13 protein-coding genes are annotated in these 17,477 nt (G+C 64.4%); 10 read left to right on the top strand and 3 right to left on the bottom strand.

The features are described from left to right. Together A3AI_RS46785 and A3AI_RS0137125 are read right to left on the bottom strand one after the other, a co-directional pair. Positions 1-189, bottom strand: a 189-nt coding sequence (locus tag A3AI_RS46785; RefSeq protein WP_156927996.1) for a helix-turn-helix domain-containing protein, incomplete at its 3' end; no start/stop codon positions are given. A gap of 90 nt (positions 190-279) precedes the next feature. Further along, positions 280-738, bottom strand: coding sequence for a DUF983 domain-containing protein (locus tag A3AI_RS0137125; RefSeq protein WP_024520369.1), 459 nt, complete (start codon positions 736-738; stop codon positions 280-282). A 78-nt stretch (positions 739-816) separates the two neighbouring features. Here A3AI_RS0137125 and A3AI_RS0137120 point away from each other — a divergent pair, with 78 nt between their 5' ends. The 8 genes from A3AI_RS0137120 to A3AI_RS0137085 all read left to right on the top strand — a co-directional run bounded on the left by A3AI_RS0137120 (position 817) and on the right by A3AI_RS0137085 (position 11,145). Then, a complete protein-coding gene (locus A3AI_RS0137120) occupies positions 817-2,193 on the top strand; it encodes an aminotransferase-like domain-containing protein (RefSeq protein ID WP_024520368.1) in 1,377 nt (458 codons plus the stop codon). A gap of 66 nt (positions 2,194-2,259) precedes the next feature. Further along, on the top strand, positions 2,260-3,174 hold the full coding sequence (locus A3AI_RS0137115; RefSeq protein WP_024520367.1) for a LysR substrate-binding domain-containing protein: 915 nt from the start codon (positions 2,260-2,262) through the stop codon (positions 3,172-3,174). Between the two features lie 34 nt (positions 3,175-3,208). Continuing rightward, entirely contained in the window at positions 3,209-4,351 is a 1,143-nt protein-coding gene (gene solA / locus A3AI_RS0137110) for an N-methyl-L-tryptophan oxidase (RefSeq protein WP_024520366.1), read from the top strand. Positions 4,352-4,529: 178 nt separating this feature from the next. Next, positions 4,530-5,561, top strand: coding sequence for a TRAP transporter substrate-binding protein (locus A3AI_RS0137105; RefSeq protein ID WP_024520365.1), 1,032 nt, complete (start codon positions 4,530-4,532; stop codon positions 5,559-5,561). Between the two features lie 11 nt (positions 5,562-5,572). Next, on the top strand, positions 5,573-7,426 hold the full coding sequence (locus A3AI_RS0137100) for a TRAP transporter large permease (protein WP_036051060.1): 1,854 nt from the start codon (positions 5,573-5,575) through the stop codon (positions 7,424-7,426). 11 nt (positions 7,427-7,437) lie between these two features. Continuing rightward, the gene (locus A3AI_RS0137095) at positions 7,438-8,430 is read left to right on the top strand and encodes an NAD(P)-dependent oxidoreductase (RefSeq protein WP_024520363.1); all 993 of its coding nucleotides are present in this window, start codon (positions 7,438-7,440) and stop codon (positions 8,428-8,430) included. Between the two features lie 53 nt (positions 8,431-8,483). Continuing rightward, positions 8,484-9,722, top strand: coding sequence for an MFS transporter (locus tag A3AI_RS0137090; RefSeq protein WP_051382670.1), 1,239 nt, complete (start codon positions 8,484-8,486; stop codon positions 9,720-9,722). A 1,123-nt stretch (positions 9,723-10,845) separates the two neighbouring features. Then, a complete protein-coding gene (locus A3AI_RS0137085; protein ID WP_024520361.1) occupies positions 10,846-11,145 on the top strand; it encodes a copper-binding protein in 300 nt (99 codons plus the stop codon). Between the two features lie 31 nt (positions 11,146-11,176). Here A3AI_RS0137085 and A3AI_RS0137080 read toward each other — a convergent pair whose 3' ends face one another. Then, positions 11,177-11,797 carry a TetR/AcrR family transcriptional regulator gene (locus A3AI_RS0137080; protein WP_024520360.1) on the bottom strand — a complete coding sequence of 207 codons (621 nt, stop codon included), beginning with the start codon at positions 11,795-11,797 and terminating at the stop codon, positions 11,177-11,179. A 164-nt stretch (positions 11,798-11,961) separates the two neighbouring features. Between A3AI_RS0137080 and A3AI_RS0137075 the strand changes: the two genes are divergently transcribed. Together A3AI_RS0137075 and A3AI_RS0137070 are read left to right on the top strand one after the other, a co-directional pair. Next, positions 11,962-13,194 carry a cytochrome P450 gene (locus tag A3AI_RS0137075; RefSeq protein ID WP_024520359.1) on the top strand — a complete coding sequence of 411 codons (1,233 nt, stop codon included), beginning with the start codon at positions 11,962-11,964 and terminating at the stop codon, positions 13,192-13,194. 279 nt (positions 13,195-13,473) lie between these two features. Continuing rightward, positions 13,474-17,130 carry an AsmA family protein gene (locus A3AI_RS0137070; protein WP_024520358.1) on the top strand — a complete coding sequence of 1,219 codons (3,657 nt, stop codon included), beginning with the start codon at positions 13,474-13,476 and terminating at the stop codon, positions 17,128-17,130. Positions 17,131-17,477 lie beyond the last annotated feature (347 nt).

Here is a 17,477-nt window from a genome sequence, read left to right as displayed (position 1 = left end):
ACTCGAATGCGGCCTGCGCGAGCGGTCCTCAACGTCCTGGTCGGCCCGCCATCGCGCAAGCCATTTGTAGCCCGTATCGGGATGGATATTAAATCGCCGGCAGAGCTCCCGCCGATTCGCTTTTTCCTGCATCGCAAGTCGAACGAACTCCCGCCGCTGATCCATAACCGACACCTCTCGCCAGGGCATGGACTTGGCCTCCCACACTGCCAAATCCGTGCACTATGATGTGTCGGCTATGTCCCCGAACACCCGTCGGTCATGTCCCCGGGCTGAACATCAGGCCGGATGATGACGGCGGAAGGAGTGGCTGTCCGTCATCTCAATCGACGTGCTGCCGGCATCGGCACAATCGCGACGCGCTTTCGCCTCGGCGAAGCCGTGCATGCCGGTCTGCCATTGCAAACCGACGATGGCGCCCTTGGTCGGCTGCAGCAGTGCGAGGGAGGCGATCAGCGTGACCGGTAGCCACACCGCAAGCTGCAGCGCCACCGGCGGCGCATAGGCCATCTCGACGGCGAGAATGGCCGGCACCACGGCATGGCCGACCAGCACGATCACGAGATAGGCCGGAAAATCGTCGGCGCGCTGATGGAACAGCTCTTCGCCGCAGGCGTCGCAGTCGTGGGCCACTTTCAGAAACCGCGGGAACAGCCGGCCCTCGCCGCAATGCGGGCAGCGGCCGCGAAAGCCGCGCCAGACTGCCTTGGCCAGCGACACCGGTGCATCCTTTGTCATGGCAAACCCTTTCCTTATTCGGTCACCATACAATATGGTCTGTGCACGCATACAATCAAAGGAAACGGTGCTAATTGCATGGAGTGGGTCCCTACAATCTCGGAGAGCCAAGGTCCGCTCTACCAGCGCATCGTGGGTGCCCTGGAAAGCGACATCGCGGCCGGCCGGCTGGTGCGGGGCCAGCAGCTGCCGACCCATCGCGCGCTTGCGAAGCGGCTGGGCGTCGACCTCACCACCGTCACCCGTGCCTATGGCGAGGCGCGACGGCGGGGACTGATCGATGCGCAGGTAGGGCGCGGCTCCTTCGTCTCGGAGACCAGCGTGCGGCAGGCCGCGGAGAGTGCGCCGGAGGTCAGGATCGATCTCTCCATGAATGTGCCGCCGCATCCCCTGGAAGCGCAGCTCGACGAACGCATCCTGCAGGGACTTGAGGCCATCAGGCAGAAATCCGGACTGACCGCCTTCCTCAATTATCTCGAGCCGGGAGGCAGCGAGCGCGAGCGCACGGTTGCCGCGCGCTGGCTGCGGGCGCGCGTGCCGCATGCCGCACCCGAACACATGGTGATCTATCCCGGCACGCAGGCCATCATCTTCAACCTGTTGATGCAACTTGCCGGCCCCGGCGAGGTGGTGCTGACGGAAGCGCTGACCTTTCCCGGCACGAAGGCGGCCGCCGCGCGGCTCGGTGTCCGGCTGGTCGGCGTTGCCATGGATGAGGGCGGGGTGATCCCGGAGGCGCTGGCAAAGGCCTGCCACGCGCACAGGCCGAAGGCGGTCTATCTGATCCCGACGCTGCACAATCCGGCGACCGCGACGCTCTCGCCCGAGCGGCGCGCAGCGGTCGCTTCGGTCATTCGCGCTGCGAACACGGTCTTGATCGAGGATGACGCCTACGGCTTGCTCGATCCGTCGGCATCGCCGATCGCAAACCTGATTCCGGAGCGGACGTATCTCGCGACGACACTGTCAAAATGCATCGCGCCCGCGCTGCGCGTCTCCTATCTCCTGACACCCGATCTCGCCGCGCAGGAGGAGATGCGTGCGCGCCTGCAGGCCTCGGCGCAAATGCCGCCGCCTTTGATGGTCGCGCTGGCGACGCACTGGATCGAGAGCGGCATTGCCGAGCGCGTCATCGCCGCCATCCGCAATGAGGCCGCCGGCCGCCAGCAGCTCGCCGCCCGCGCATTGAAAGGCCTCCCCTTTGCCGCCGGCCGCACCGGGCATCACCTCTGGCTGACGTTGCCTGCTGAATGGCGGCGGGAGGATTTTGTCGCCTACCTCCTGCGCTCAGGCCTTGCGGTGGTCGGCAGCGACGCCTTCGCGGTCGCTGCGAAGCAGCCGCTCGCGTTGCGCGTTTCGCTCGGTGCCGCGCGCAACCGCGCAGAGCTCGCCGAAGGCCTGCGCCTGCTCGCCTCCGCGCTCCGGGTTCCGGCAGTCCGACGGCAGATTGTTTGAGAAAGCGAGATTGTCCATCAGCTAGGTTCGTAGTAAAAGCCGAACGGCAATAAGAAATCCTGATCAATGATATCGCTCAAACAGCTGAGATATTTCGACGCCGTGGTCCGTACCGGCCATTTCGGCAAGGCGGCCGAGCAATGCTCGGTCACCCAGCCGGCGCTGTCGATGCAGATCCAGGACATGGAGAAGGACCTCGGCGTGCCGCTATTGGAACGCGGCCGCAGTGGCGTGATACCGACGGAAGCCGGGCGCGAGATCGCGGGCCGTGCCGCGCGCATCCTGACCGAGGTGCGCGACATCGTCGATTTCGCGCGACGCCAGGGCGAGACCCTGGCAGGTCCGCTGCATTTCGGCGTCATCCCCTCGATCGCGCCATATCTTTTGCCGGCGCTGTTGCCGCTGATCCGGAGCAAATTTCCTGACCTCGATCTGTCGCTGCGCGAGACTCAGACCCAGCACCTTGTCGACGAGCTGATCGAGGGCAGCCTCGATCTTTTGCTGCTCGCGCTGCCGGTCGAGCATGCCGAAATCGAGACCATGAAGCTGTTCACCGACCGCTTCCTGCTCGCAATTCCGAAATCCCGGCGCATTGCGAGCCGCATCCGCGCGACGCCCGATCTGTTGAAGCAGGACCGCCTGCTGCTGTTGGAGGAGGGGCACTGCCTGCGCGACCAGGCGCTGGCATTCTGCAGTCTGCGCCGCGTCGACAATATCGACACGTTCGGCGCATCGAACCTCTCGACCCTGGTGCAGATGGTCGCGAACGGGCTCGGCTTCACGCTGCTGCCGCAGCTTGCCATCGATCTCGAGGGGCGCCGTGGCAACATCAAGCTGATGCGCTTTGCCGATCCGGAGCCGCGCCGCGTCATCGGGCTCGCCTGGCGCAAGTCTTCGCCGCGCAAGCGCCACTTCGCCGAGCTCGGCAAGCTGATCGCGCAGGCCGCCGCAGCGCAGATCAAGGAAGCGGAGGTGGCGTGAGCCATCCGTCTCGCCACAGCCAGTGGAGCCACGCATGCAGCGCTGTGATGTCGGCATCATCGGTCTTGGCTTGATGGGGAGCGCCGCGCTCCATGCGCTCAGGCGCCATGGGTGCGATGTGCTGGGGTTCGATCCACTGACAATCGGCGAGGCCCGGGGCTCCTCGCACGGCTCGTGTCGCATCTTCCGGCGCTTCAATTTCGAGAGCGAGGCCTATACCGCGCTGAGCGATCGCGCCCATGCCGGCTGGCAGGCGCTGGAGTCTGACAGCGGGCGGAGCATTTTGAAACCTTGTGCGGTGCTGGAGGCGGGACCTGCGGGCTGTGAGCTGGTTGCAAGGTCGCGCGCGGCTGCGCTGGCGGCGAGCAATGCCGTGACGGGACCGCGCAACGGCCGTGAGGCGAACAGAGCCTTTCCCGCATTCAATCTGCCCGATGATTGGGACGTCGTCGTGCAGGACAGTGGCGGCATCCTGATGGCCGAAGAGGCGATGCGTGCCTTTCGGCAAGACGCGGAGAGCAACATCATCGCGGCGGCCGCCGAGCTGCGCCCGGAGCCGGCGGGCATCCGCATCGTCACCGCAAGAGGGGAGATCATGGCGCGCCAGGCGATCGTCGCGGCCGGCCCATGGATCGCCGCCCTCATCCCCGGCCTCAAATCACATCTGACGATCACGCGGCAGGCGGTCGGCTGGTTCAAGCCCGCGAAGCAGGAGACGGTGCATTACGGCACATTCCCGATTTTCATTCTCGAAGCCGCGCGCGGGATGTTCTACGGCTTTCCTGATTTCGAAGGACGCGGCGTGAAAGCCGCCCAGCACGACCACGGCAGCGTCGTTGGCCCCGATGATTGGGAGCCGCCGGCTGATGATGCCGAGCTGGAGCCGGTGCGGGCTACGCTCGTTGAGCTGATTCCGGGCGCCGCTGGTCCGATTCTGGAACGCGATATCTGTCTCTATACGAACACGGCCAAGGCCGATGTCGGCCTCGATGACGGCAACGAGTTCATAATCGACCGGCTGCCGCAGGATCCGCGCATCATCGTGGCGTCGCCCTGTTCCGGCCACGGCGCTAAATTCGCAACCGCAATCGGCGCGATGCTAGCCGATATGGTGCTTGATCCGAAGCTGAAGACCCCTCGGCCATTTCGGCTCGACCGGTTCTCCAGTTTCGCGTGAAGGAATGGTGCTGCAATTGATATGAAACAAGCATCGATCCATACCCGAAGTGGATTGATGGCGCGACGGCGCCGAGTTGGCCTGCCTTGCTTGCCATGTTCATTGGCCCTAGAGTTCAAAACATAAGCAGCCGCGATGATCGATCGCGCGCACAAGAACAAGTCAGGGAGGAAGCAGCATGGGCGCCATGCCGTTAAGCCGTCGTCGGTTTCTGAGGGCATCGCAGACGGCCGCGGCGGGCCTGGTGTTTGCGCCAGCTTTGATCGGCCGCGCTGAAGCTGCGACACTCAAGCTGAAATGCTCATCCTCGCTGCCGAACGATCCCAAATATGCCAACGGGCGGGTCTATTACGACAATCTGGTGAAGAGCCTCAAAGCAGCCGGACTCGGCGAGCAGATCGACGTCACCTTTTTCCCCGACAACCAGTTGGGTCAGGAGATCGACGTCATCAATTCGGTCAAGCTCGGCGTCATCGACCTGATGGTGTCGGGCTCGTCGATCTCGGCGAATCTGGTGCCATTGGTCGGCACGTTCGATCTCGGCTACCTCTTCACCAGTTACGAGCAGCAGACCAAGGCCTTCGACAACGGCGCGGCGAAGCCGGTAGAGGATGCGCTGCTCAAGGGCGGCAACATCCGCATCATCGCCTGGGCCTATAATTTCGGCGCCCGCAGCGTGCTGGCGAAGAAGAAGGTGGAGACACCGGAGGACCTCGCTGGCCTCAAGATCAGGACGCTGCCCAATCCCGTCATCACCGAATGCCTGCGCCTGATGGGTGCGGCCGCAACCCCCTTGGCCTTTGGCGAGATCTACACCGCGCTGCAGGCAGGCGTGCTCGACGGGCTGGAGCACGATCCTCCGACCATCCTGGCCAGCAAGTTCTACGAGACCGCCAAGAACTACGCGCTGACCCAGCATATCTTCTCGCCGCTTGCGATCTATTTCAGCGACGCGACCTACACCCGCATGGATCCGAAGCTGCGCGACGGCTTTCTCGACGCGGCCAGGAAGGCGGCTACTGATACCCGCGCGCATGGGCTTGCGGTTGAGAAGGAGGCGCTCGCGAGCCTCAAGGATAAGGGCGTCACGGTCGTCGAATGCGACAAGGAGGCGTTCCGCAAGCGTGTGCTGCCGCAGACCGAGAATTTCATCAAGGCCCATCCTGACGCCAAGCCGGTGGTGGACATGATCCGCGCAACCCAGGCCTGAGGATGTCGCAGATGGAGGCCGCCGCGACGATGCCCCTGCGGCGTATCCGGCTCACGACCGTGCTGCTGGGCTTGAGCGACACCATCGCAGCGCTGATGCTGGCTGCCGATCTGCTCGTGGTCTGCGTCTCGGTGCTGGCGCGCTATCTCTTCAATGCGCCGGTCGAATGGTCCGATGACGTCGCGCGCGGGCTGATGGTGGGGTCGAGCTTCTTCGGCGCGGCGAGCGCGCTCGCCAGAAGCGAAAATCTCGGTGTGGCGTTTTTCGTCTCGCTGTTGCCAGCGCGGCTGCGCCCGGCCGTCGACGCCATCAGCGCGCTGCTGGTGACGATAATCTCGGGCTATGTCGCTTTCAACGCCATCAAGCTCGGTGGGTTGACGTCGGGACAGACCACCGGCTCCGGCCTGCCGCTGGAGCTGACGTTCTATCCCATGGGCGTCGGCGCGGTCTTCATGACCATCTTCGCGCTCGACCAGTTCTGCGCACGCCCCTGGCGCGACGCGCTCGTCGGCATTGTTGTCGTCGGCGCAATCGTCGTCCTTTATCTGACCTGGAATATCACAAGCCCCGACACCGTGCCATCATCCGGCACCCTGATGCTGTTGGGCTTCTTCATCACGCTGTTCGGCGGCTTGCCCATCGGCTATGCGCTGGCGCTGGCAGCGGCCATCTTCATCTGGGTCGAGGGCACGCTGCCCGGCGTGATCTTCGCCCAGCAGATGGCGCGCGGCATCGATAATTTCGTGCTGCTCGCGATCCCCTTCTTCATCCTGGTCGGCTATCTGATGGAAGCCAACGGCATGTCGGTGCGCCTGATCGAGCTGTTGCAGCGCGCGGTCGGCCACATGCGCGGCGGGCTCAATGTCGTGATGGTCACCTCGATGGTGCTGTTCTCGGGGATATCCGGCTCCAAGATGGCCGATGTTGCGGCCGTGGGCTCGGTGCTGATTCCGGCCGCGCGCTCGTCGCGGCAGAACCCGGGCAGCGCAGTTGCCTTGCTTGCCGCATCAGCCGTGATGGCGGAGACGATTCCGCCCTGCATCAACCTCATCATCCTCGGCTTCGTCGCCAACCTCTCGATCGGCGGCTTGTTCGTCGCGGGCCTGTTGCCGGCCGGGTTGATGGCGGTGGCGCTGATCGCGGTGTCGATCATTTTCGGCCAAAAGCCGGCGGCGGTGGAAGCCGTGCAGCCGCGCAAGAGCGTCACGGGCTTGTGGACCGGCGCGATCGCCTCCTTCGGCCTGATCTTCATGATCTTCGCCGGCTTCAAGAGCGGCTTTGCCACCGCGACCGAGATTTCCGCCTTCGCCGCGCTCTATGCGCTGATCGTCGGCAGCGTGCTGTTCCGCGAGCTCAGCTTCAGGACGACGGCGGCGACCTTCGTGCAGGCCGCGACGCGCTCGGGGCTCGTGCTCTTCATCGTGGCGGCTGCGCAAGCGCTCGCCTTCATCCTCACGCTGCAGCAGGTGCCGCACATGATCGGCGAGATGATGCTGTCGCTGTCGGGTGCGCAAGGCGTGTGGCTGTTCATGCTGCTGTCGATCGCGGTGCTGATCGTGATGGGGTCGGTGCTGGAAGGCGCGGCCGCGCTGATCATCTTCGGCCCGCTGCTGCTGCCGGTCGCGGTCAAGCTCGGCATCAACCCTCTGCATTTTGGCGTGGTGCTTGTGATCGCCATGGGCATCGGTCTGTTCGCGCCGCCGCTGGGGCTCGGCCTCTATGGCGCGTGCCTGATCGGCAAGGTGCCGATCGAGCAGACCGTCAAGCCGATCCTCGGCTATCTCGGCCTGCTGTTCGTCTGCCTCGTGGTGATCGCCTTTGTGCCCGCGATCTCGACAGCGCTGCCGCGCGCCCTCGGCTATTGACGGAGTGATCGGTGAAAGTGCTTCTGACCCACACGCCCGAGTTTCGGCGCCAATATTACGGCGAGCGCGCGCTGAAGGGCCTGCAGGCGCTCGCCGAGGTCGGGCTGAACGAGGCCGATGCTGCGCTCGATGCGAACGGGATCGTGGCGGCCGCGCGTGACGCGGACATCATCGTCGCCGATCGCCTGACCGAGGGCCGCGGCGAGATCTTCCCAAAGCTTCCGAACCTGCGTGCCTTTGTCCGTTGCGCCGTCGACATCCGCAACATCGATGTCGAAGCGGCTACCAGGGCCGGGGTGCTGGTGACGCGCGCCGGCCCAGGCTTCGTCCAGGCGGTGGCGGAGCTTGCATTGGGCTTCATGGTCGACCTGTCGCGCGGCATTTCGCGCGCGACGGCGGATTATCATGCCGCGCGCCAGCCCGAGGTGAGGATGGGGCGGCAGCTTGCCGGCAGCCGCATCGGCATCATCGGTTACGGCTCTATCGGCCGCTATCTCGCTCAGCTTGTCAAAGTGCTGGGCATGGAGGTGCTGGTTGCCGATCCCTATGCGAGCGTCTCAGAGGCTGGCGTCAAGCATGTCGAGCTCGACCATCTGCTGGCGCATGCGGACTATGTCGTGTGCCTTGCTGTTGCCAATGAAGCGACCGAGAACCTGATGGGGCAGGCGGCGTTTGAGCGGATGCAGAGGCATGCATTCTTCATCAATTTGTCGCGCGGCAATCTCGTCGACGAGGCCGCGCTTGCGGCGGCGCTGCGCGAGAACCGCATTGCGGGCGCGGCGATGGATGTAGGCCGCGCGCGCGACCAGATGCCGATGCCGGAGCTTGCAGGGCTGCCGAATGTCATCGCCACGCCGCATATCGGCGGGCTGACGCCGCAGGCGATCGAACATCAGGCGCTGGAGACGGTCAGGCAGGTGGAGGCGATCATCAAGGGCGAGGTTCCCTTCGGCGCCGTCAATCCCGAGCATTGGACCCGCCGTCCGGTAAAGGCAATGTCGTGAAGCGGCTTCCGTTTTTCTACGGCTGGGTCGTGGTCGCGGTGACGTTCGTCACCATGGCGATCGGGGTGAATGCGCGCACCGCATTCTCGTTGTTCTACCCGCCGATCCTCTCCGAATTTCATTGGGAGCGCGGTGTCACCGCGGGTGCGTTCTCCTTCGGCTTCGTGGTGTCCGCGGCGGTCAGCCCCTTGATCGGCCGCCTGATGGATCGTGGCGGCCCGCGCGCGGTGATGGAGCTTGGCGTTGCATTGATGGCGGGCGGCCTTCTGCTCGCGCCGCTGACGACAGCGCCCTGGCATCTCTACATCACCATCGGCGTGATGGTGGGCGCGGGCAGCGTCTGCCTCGGCTATTCCGGCCAATCGCTGTTCCTCCCGAACTGGTTCATCCGGCGCCGCGGTCTTGCCATGGGCATCGCCTTTGCGGGCGTCGGCATCGGTTCGGTGACGTTGTTGCCCTGGGTACAGCATCTGATCGAAGTGACCGGCTGGCGCACCGCCTGCACGGCGATGGGGCTCATGGTCCTGATCGTGCTCGCGCCGGTCAATCTGCTGTTGCGCAAGCATCCGGAGGAGATGGGGCTGTTGCCGGATGGCGATGCGGCACCTCTGACGACGTCGGCCAAGCCTGTCTCCAACATTCTCGATCCGGTCTGGGCGGGAACCGATTGGACGCTGCCGCGCGCGCTGCGCACAGCGCGGTTCTGGTGGATCGCGCTCGGCTATTTCTGCGGACTTTACATCTGGTATGCGGTGCAGGTGCATCAGACCAAATATCTGCTCGACATCGGCTTCAGCCCCAATGTCGGCGTGTGGGCGCTCGGCGTGGTGAGTCTCCTCGGCATTCCCGGACAGATCGCGCTCGGACATCTCTCCGACCGCATCGGGCGCGAGGCGATCTGGGCGATCAGCTCATTCGGCTTTGCCATCTGCTTCGCAGCGCTGATCGGATTGAAATATTCCCCGAGTCTGGCGCTCGTCTATCTCATGGTGTTCGCGCAAGGCGCGCTCGGCTATGGGTTGACCTCGATCATGGGCGCGGTGGTGCTGGAGATTTTCCAGGGCCCGCATTACGGCAGCATCTTTGGCTGCGTCATGCTTGTCGCGCTCGCCGGCGGCGCCGCCGGCCCGTGGGTGACGGGCTCGCTCTATGATCTCACCGGCGACTACACGCTGGCGTTTGCAATTGCGATCGGCGTCAGCCTGCTGTCGGGCATTGCAATCTGGCAGGCCTCGCCGGGCAAGGTTCGCGCGGTCGCAGGAAGGCTGCACAAGGCGCAGGTCGCTGACTAGGGTGTGCTCATAAATCAAGAGCGGGGCTGCGTCCGCTTGGCGCGCACCAGCGGCGCAGAGCAGACATTCTGCGGTTGCCGCTTCGGGCCAACAGCCGACTACGCAGAGGGCGCGTCAAGGCCATGCGGCAGTAAAACCTGTATAACATTTTGCCCTTCCGGTGGATGGCGCGAGATATGCCCTTTCCCATGCGTATCCTCGACGAGAACTGCCGTTCCAGCGGGGACACGTCTCATCTCTCCGTCGCTCGTTTCAAACTCGACCTCGCCATCCAACCAAATGGCAAGGAGCCGCCCCGGTGGTTTATGAAAGCTCGCTTCGCGCACTCCTGCGGGAATTTGAACAAAACGAACCCGCGAGGCTTCGTAGTAAGAGGAACGCGAGGCTTCGTAGTGGGCGGAAGTTTCGACAGGCGCTCCATTCGGAAACGATCGCGTTAGTGTCATCGCGATCTCGACTTCCCCAAAATGGGACTCCCCGTCAGGCGTTGCATATATGCGCAGGCACCTCATGCCCGGCCTCCCAATCGCTCCATCGAGGTCAGCATATGGCGTGGCCTCTGTGCGTGCAATGCAATGTCTCAGTTGGGTCACACCCGGAAGAACTCAGGTTGAGCATATCAAGTCCACTTCACCCTCGAAGGGCGGACATTTAGCGGACATAGCCGACCTGTCCCTCGCACCGTTCGCTGCGTCCAGCGTCCGGGCTTCGAAAACATCAACAGGCACCGTTCCACAATTTCGAGTTCGTTGAACATTGCGCTTGCTGAACTCCCGCTGCGAATGCAGCGATCCGGTTGACGTTCCGGCGTCCGAGCCTCATGAGGTCGAACGCTGGTCTTTGTTTACCGGCAGTCAGGTGTCCGTTGATTGATGAAGCTGATCGAGCGATACGCCGCGCTTATGAAAGATGCGCATTGTTTCAGCCTGCGTGCGCAATGAACGAGCCAACGACTAACCAAGCATCCGATTCTGCCGAACCGCCATAGTTTCGCCGCGGCCGCTACCGATGGCGATGCGTCCGTATGAGCGCAGCCGAGCTGAATCGCAATCGAGATGCCCGACAGCGCTATCAGCCTATCTGAGTCATCGGACGAGACAGATGAGACGAAGAGGAATCCATTTTGAAAGTTTTCAAGCGGCTGGCTGGCGGGGCGCTGTTGATGGCCGTGCTGGGAAGTGGTGCTGTCGCGCAGGACGCAACGATTATCGGCGAGGTCAAGAAGATCGATGAGAGCAGCGGGACCATCACGCTGAAACAGGGTCCTGCTCCGAGCCTCGGCTTCAAGGAAGACATGACCCTGGTCTATGATGTCAGGGATCGCGCGATGCTCAAGCAGGTCAAGGTCGGCGACACCGTCAAGTTCGAGGCCGAGAGCGGCGACAGCGGCTTCATGATCACGAAGATCCAGAAAGGCAGGTAGCCGGCGCTGGAGCGGCAACCTTCGCATGCCGTTAGCTACAGGAATCGCCCGCTGCGTTTCCGATCGCGCGCTGCAAATCGGTGATGGCGCGCAGGAAGCTGTCGGCCGGCGTGGTCTCCGGATCGATCAGGCGGTGCAGCCGGAAGCCGTCCTCCATCGCCAGCAGAATGGCCCCGGTCCAGGCCGCGTTCGGGGCTTCCCTGCCGCTGTTTTTCATCGTGGTCTCGACGATATCGGAAATGAGCTTTCGCCGCGCGCGCAGCCGCTTGGCAAGCTCCGGCCGGCGCTTTTCGGCGCGCGCCACATAGAGGATCATTTCCATGTGCAAGAGAGGCGCGCGGCCGAGTGGGTCCTGCTGCGTGCGGTCCATGCTCTTGAGCGCCTGGATGAAATCGGCAGGGTCCTTGTGCTTTTCAAGCAGCTCGAGATTGCGCCGGATCGACTGTGCGACATGCTCCTCGAGCATGGCGATGATCAGTTCATCCTTGCTTGTGAAGTTTGAGTAAAAAGCGCCGCGTGTAAAACCGGCCGCGGCGGCAATGGCCTCGATCGAGGCCCCGCCAATGCCCTGTTCCTCAAAGACGCGCGCGGCCGCCTCGAACAGCTTTTCGCAGGTGTCGTCCCGGGTCGGCCTGGTGCGAACTCTTGACATTTTTTCATTTTAGGTGAGAATGCAACTCAATACAAGAGTGTATCGAGTTGCGGTTGCCCCCAGGATCAGTTGTCCCGGCCGACGCTGCGGTGATACCGTTTCAGGAAACGCCAAGCGATCCGAATGTGTCTCATTTGGCGCGGCAAACGAGAATTGAGGTCACCATGAACGAGCATGTGCAGACCCTGACCACCGAGCCATTGTTCAACCCGCTGTCGCCGGATTTCATCAAGAATCCATATCCCGCCTATGAGCGGCTGCGCGACACCGATCCGATGCATGTCACGGCGTTCGGCGCGTTCCTCGCGAGCCGCCATGCAGAGGCGAGCCTCGTCCTGCGCGACAAGCGCTTCGGCAAGGATTTCGTCGAGCGCAGCAAGCGCCGCTACGGCCCCGACATCATGCAGGAGCCGATCTTCCGCAGCATGAGCCACTGGATGCTGCAGCAGGATCCGCCCGATCACACGAGGTTGCGCGGGCTGGTGGTCAAGGCGTTCACCGCGCGCCGCGTCGAGGACATGCGGCCGCGCATCCAGCAGGTGGTCGACCAGACCATCGATGCCATCTTCGATCACCGACATATGGACCTGATCGAGGATTTCGCGTTCCGCCTGCCGGTGACAATCATCTGCGACATGCTCGGCATCCCCGAGGAGCATCGCGAAATGTTCTACAAGGGCTCGCGCGACGGCGGCCGCATCCTCGATCCGGTGCCGATGACGAAGGACGAGATTGCCCAGGCCAATATGGGCAATGCGATGGCCAAGATGTATTTCGAGCAGCTGTTCGAGCTGCGTCGCAAGAACCCCGGCGAGGATCTCACCACCCAGCTGGTGCAGGCGGAAGAAGACGGCAGCAAGCTCTCCAATGAGGAGCTGACCGCCAACATCATCCTGCTGTTCGGCGCCGGCCACGAGACCACAGTCAACCTGATCGGCAACGGGCTGCTGGCGCTGCACCGGAACCCCGATCAACTCGCGATCTTGAAGGCGGATCCGTCGCTGATGCCGAACGCGATCGAAGAATTCCTCCGCTACGATTCCTCGGTGCAACTCACCGGGCGCGTGGCGCTGGAGGACATTGAGGATCTCGGCGGCAAGAGAATTCCGAAAGGCGAGAGCGTGCTGTGCCTGTTGGGCTCGGCCAATCGGGACCCGGCGGTCTATCCCGATCACCCCGAAAGCCTCGACGTCAGGCGGCCCAATGTGCGGCCGCTCTCCTTCGGCGGCGGCATCCACCATTGTCTTGGCGCTCAGCTGGCGCGGATCGAGGCGGAAATCGCCATCGCGACCTTGTTACGCCGCATTCCCGACCTGCGGCTGGATGACGCGGACAACCCGCAGTGGCGGCCAACCTTCGTGCTGCGTGGCCTGAAAGAGCTGCCGGCGAGCTGGTAGGGGCGCTGGGGGAGCCACAGTCACCGCAAAGCATGGTCGTCGTCGAACAACCCTGTCATCGCCTGCGAAGGCGGGCGATCCAGGGTTAGAGACGTTAGTCGTAGGACACTCGCGCCACGGCCCACTCAATGCCCCGCTTTCGCGGGGGATCACGGCCGGTGGGGCGTTCGTGGCTGTGACATCGCCACACTTCTCTCTATATAGGGTATTGTTCCGGTTGAGGCGGCGGGTGGCTGGCGCCCGCGCCATCACCCGAGCTTTGCCAACAAGGGAGACCCCGTGCAGACGACGCTGCTCGGACTGGCGATCGCCTTAATTCTTGCGCTGATCGCCGCGCTGATCGGGCCGTATTATATCGACTGGAACCAGTTCCGGCCGCAATTCGAGGCGGAAGCGACTGAGATCATCGGTGCGCCGGTCAGGGTTTCGGGCGACCTGCAGGCGCGGCTGTTGCCGACGCCGACGCTGCGGCTCGGCTCGGTCACCGTCGGCGGCCCCAACGATCTCGGCAAGGTGCGCGCCGACAAGCTCGACGTCGAGTTCAGCCTGGGCGAACTGATGCGTGGCCAATGGCGCGCCAATGAGCTCGCCATCGGTGGCCTGTCGCTCGACCTTGGGCTTGACCGCGACGGCCGGATTGACTGGCCAGCCTCCAGCGGCAAATTCAACTGGGCCTCGCTATCGATCGACCGGCTGAACCTGACCGGCCGCATCGCGCTGCACGACGCCGCCAGCCGCTCCACCTTGGAATTAAGCGACATCGCCTTTTCCGGCGACGTCCGCTCGGCGGCGGGCGCGGTGCATGGCGACGGCAAGGTCACGGTCGACGGCACGCGCTACCCGTTTCGCGTCTCCTCCGGCCAGAGCAATGACGGCAGCGGCGGCACGCGCCTTCATGTCAATATCGACCCCGGTCAGCGGCCGGTGACGGCCGAGCTTGAGGGCCTGCTGAATTTCGAGGCCCGTGCTCCACGCTTCGAGGGGACGCTGGCGCTTGGCTTGCCGCCGCCGCCCAAGGGGCAGCCGGCCGGCGATCGGACACCATGGAAGGTGACCACCAAGCTCAAGGCCGACCACGCCGCGGCCCAGCTCGACCAGATCGAGGCCAGTTATGGCAGCGATGAGCGCGCGCTGAAGTTTGCCGGCAGCGGCGACGTGCGGTTCGGCGCCGCACCGCTGCTCCATGCGGTGTTATCCGCGCGCCAGCTCGATGCCGACCGTCTCGTGACCACCGACAACGGGACGGACAACAGCACCGAGCCGGTTCGCCTCTGGCCCGCGCTACGCGCGCTGATGACGGACATGCCGCATCCGCCGCTTCCCGTTCGGATCGAGGCAAGCTCCGAGCAGATCATGCTGGGCGGCCGTCCGCTGCAGAATCTTTCCGCCGAATTCCATGGCGACCGAAATTCCTGGGCGATCGATCGGCTCGACCTTCGCGCGCCCGGTTCCACCATGGTCTCCTTCGGTGCCCCGCCTGCGGGAACCAGTTTCTCCGGTGTGCTCGACGTCGATTCCGCCGATCCGGATGCGCTGATGGTGTGGCTGCGCGGCCGTAGCGATGTTGCCTATCGCAGCCAGAAGCCGCTGCGCCTGCATGGCAATGTCACGGTCAGGCCCGACGGCGTATCCGTCGATGGATTGAAGGCCGAGATCGAAGGCGGCACCGTCGGAGGCAGGATCGCGCTGTCGGTGCCGTCCCCGAGCAGCGGCGCGCATCTCGACACGGCACTGCAGGCCGATCAGCTTGATCTCGATGCTGCCGCGACCTTCGTGCGTTCGGTGACAGGTCCCACCGCGGACTGGCCGGCGCAGGCGGCGGTGTCGCTCAACGTGGCGCGCGCGCGGTCCTCTGGCCAGGAGCTGCGCCCGCTTGCGGTCAAGTTCAGCTACAGCCCGAAGATCATCGCGCTGGAGCAGCTCAATATCGGCCAAGGCAATGGCATCAACGTCGAGGGCTCCGGCAGCTTCGACCGCAGTGATGCCTCCGGCATCCTAACGCTTCGCGCCGCCGCGCCTTCGCTGTCACAGGTGACCGCACTCGTCGCGCCGTTCGCGCCGGCCGTTGCCGAGCGCCTCAATGCAGTCGGCTCCCCGGCCGGGCTCGCCCGGATCAAGCTCGCGCTCAACATCGGAAAGGATCGAGAAGCCGCCGATCGCGCCGCCGCGCGCGCGGTTGTCGATCTCTCCGCGCCGCAGCTTCAGGGCAGCGTTACGCTCACGGCCAGGCCGCAGCTTGCGGCGGTGCAAGGCCTCGATCTCGATCGCCTGCGCGCGAGTGACGTCACCGTGGCGACAGAACTTGCGGCGGTACGCGGTGACGCGCTGCTTGCCTTGCTCGGGCTCGATCATGCCGTTGCGGCAGGCGAGGGACCGGCCCAGTTCGAGGGATCGCTGAGCGGGAAATGGCAGGCGCCATTGCAGGCGGCGGCGAGGATTTTCGGCGCCGGCCTTGACGCCGATGCGCAGGGTACCCTCGAGCCGTGGGGACAGCAGGGGGCGCAGGACCTCAAGGGCAGCGGGACCTTGCGCATGCGCAAGGCCAATCTCGCACCGCTGTTCGGCCTCAAGCCGTCGGATAGCCTTTTGCAGAATGTCAGCCTGTCGTCGCACGTCGCGCTGGCCGGCAACAGGTTGACCTTCGAGGATCTCGACGGCGCCAATGGCGGCTCGCGGCTGCGCGGACATTTGGCGCTAACGCTCGGCGACCAGAAGGAGGTGCAGGGCGAGGTCGGTCTTGATGCACTCGATCTTCGGCCTGCCTTCGCGCTCGCGATCGGCGCGTCCGGTCATGGTGGGACGGAGCCGCTGTCGGCCGGATTGTCGAAGGGCTGGCGCGGCCACGTCGCCTTCCAGGCACTGCGCGGTGCGCTTCCCGATAATCTCGAGCTGCGGCCGGTGAGCGGGGTGATCCGAAGCGACGGGCAGTCGATCACATTCGACACGCTCAAGGGCAAGATCGGCGGCGGCGATGCCTCGGCCACCATCGATGCACGCGACGGCGCTGGCGGGCTTGCCGTGAACGCGAGCGTCGAGCTCAAGAACGTCGATGGTGCGGCGCTGCACTATCGCAATCTCAGAATGCCTTCGAGCCGCGTATCGCTGCAGATGAGCCTGGCAAGCCAGGGCCGCAGCGTGGCAGCGTTGACCGGCGCGCTGACAGGCAACGGCACAGCGACGCTGGAGGGGGCGAGCATCATGGGGCTCGATCCGCGCGCCTTCGAGGTCGCGATCCGTGCCAGCGATGCCGGCCAGCCCACCGACGATGCAAAGCTGAAACAGCTGGTCGAGCCGGTGTTGGCGTCGGGTGCGTTGCTGGTGCCTACGGCGCAAATTCCGTTCACCATCCGTGACGGCCGGCTGCGCGTCAGCGCTACAACGCTCGAGGGCGATGGCGTCCGCGCCATCGTCTCGGGCGGTTATGACATTCCCGCCGACCAGGCCGATGTGCGCGCAACCCTGAGCTCTACGACGATTGGCTCGGGCTCGAGCCAGCCGGAAATCCAGCTGTTCCTCGCGGGACCTCCGGGCGCGCTGACGCGTAGCGTCGATGTCACGAGCCTGTCCTCGTGGCTTGCGGTGCGCGTCATCGATCGTGAGACGCGACGGCTGGACGCGATCGAGCGCGGCCAGCTGCCTGCGCATGAGACGGTCGCTGTTCCGCCTTCGACGGCAGCGATGCCGATGCCTGCGCCACAACCGAAGCCGCCGGTCATCGCCCCGCGGCCCCCGGTCGCACCACCCGTGCAGGCTGCGCCGCCGTCGGCACCGCTCGCCCCATCGGTCGCGATTCCGCCGGCCACCATGAGCCAGCAGGTCCCGCCCCTGCCGCCGCCGATCGACGTCCGGCCGCCGCCGGGACCGCCGCCTGCAGCGCCCCGGCCCAAGCCGCGCCCGCCGCTGGTGCTGACGCCGCCGGCGACGACCAATCAGTAGAACACGACCATCCGGCGGAAGCCGGCTTTCAACTCGAACCGTCCTCGTGAGGCGCTTGAGATCCTGCAAGCGACCCGAAATTTTCGATGTGCATCGCCGTATGGTTACCATTTCGCGCATCCGCCTGTTGCGCGAAGCCCGCCTATGGCTGCGGTTTTTCGAGGACTTCGTGCCCGATGCGTCTTCCGCGCGAGGCAGCGTAGTTTCCTTTTCGTAAACGCCGGCCAGCGCAATCTAGCGAATTTTGAGCAGCAATCCTTAGTTGCTCACTTTACGGAATGCTTGGGTTTGCCGTGTAGGTTCCCTCGTGCGAACCCATGCGGCCTCGGTGCGGATTTAAGGTTTTG

This window comes from Bradyrhizobium sp. Tv2a-2 (assembly GCF_000472425.1).
GTDB lineage: Bacteria > Pseudomonadota > Alphaproteobacteria > Rhizobiales > Xanthobacteraceae > Bradyrhizobium.
Note: the sequence above shows the minus strand (reverse complement) of the source record. Positions and strands in the feature narration are given on the sequence as shown.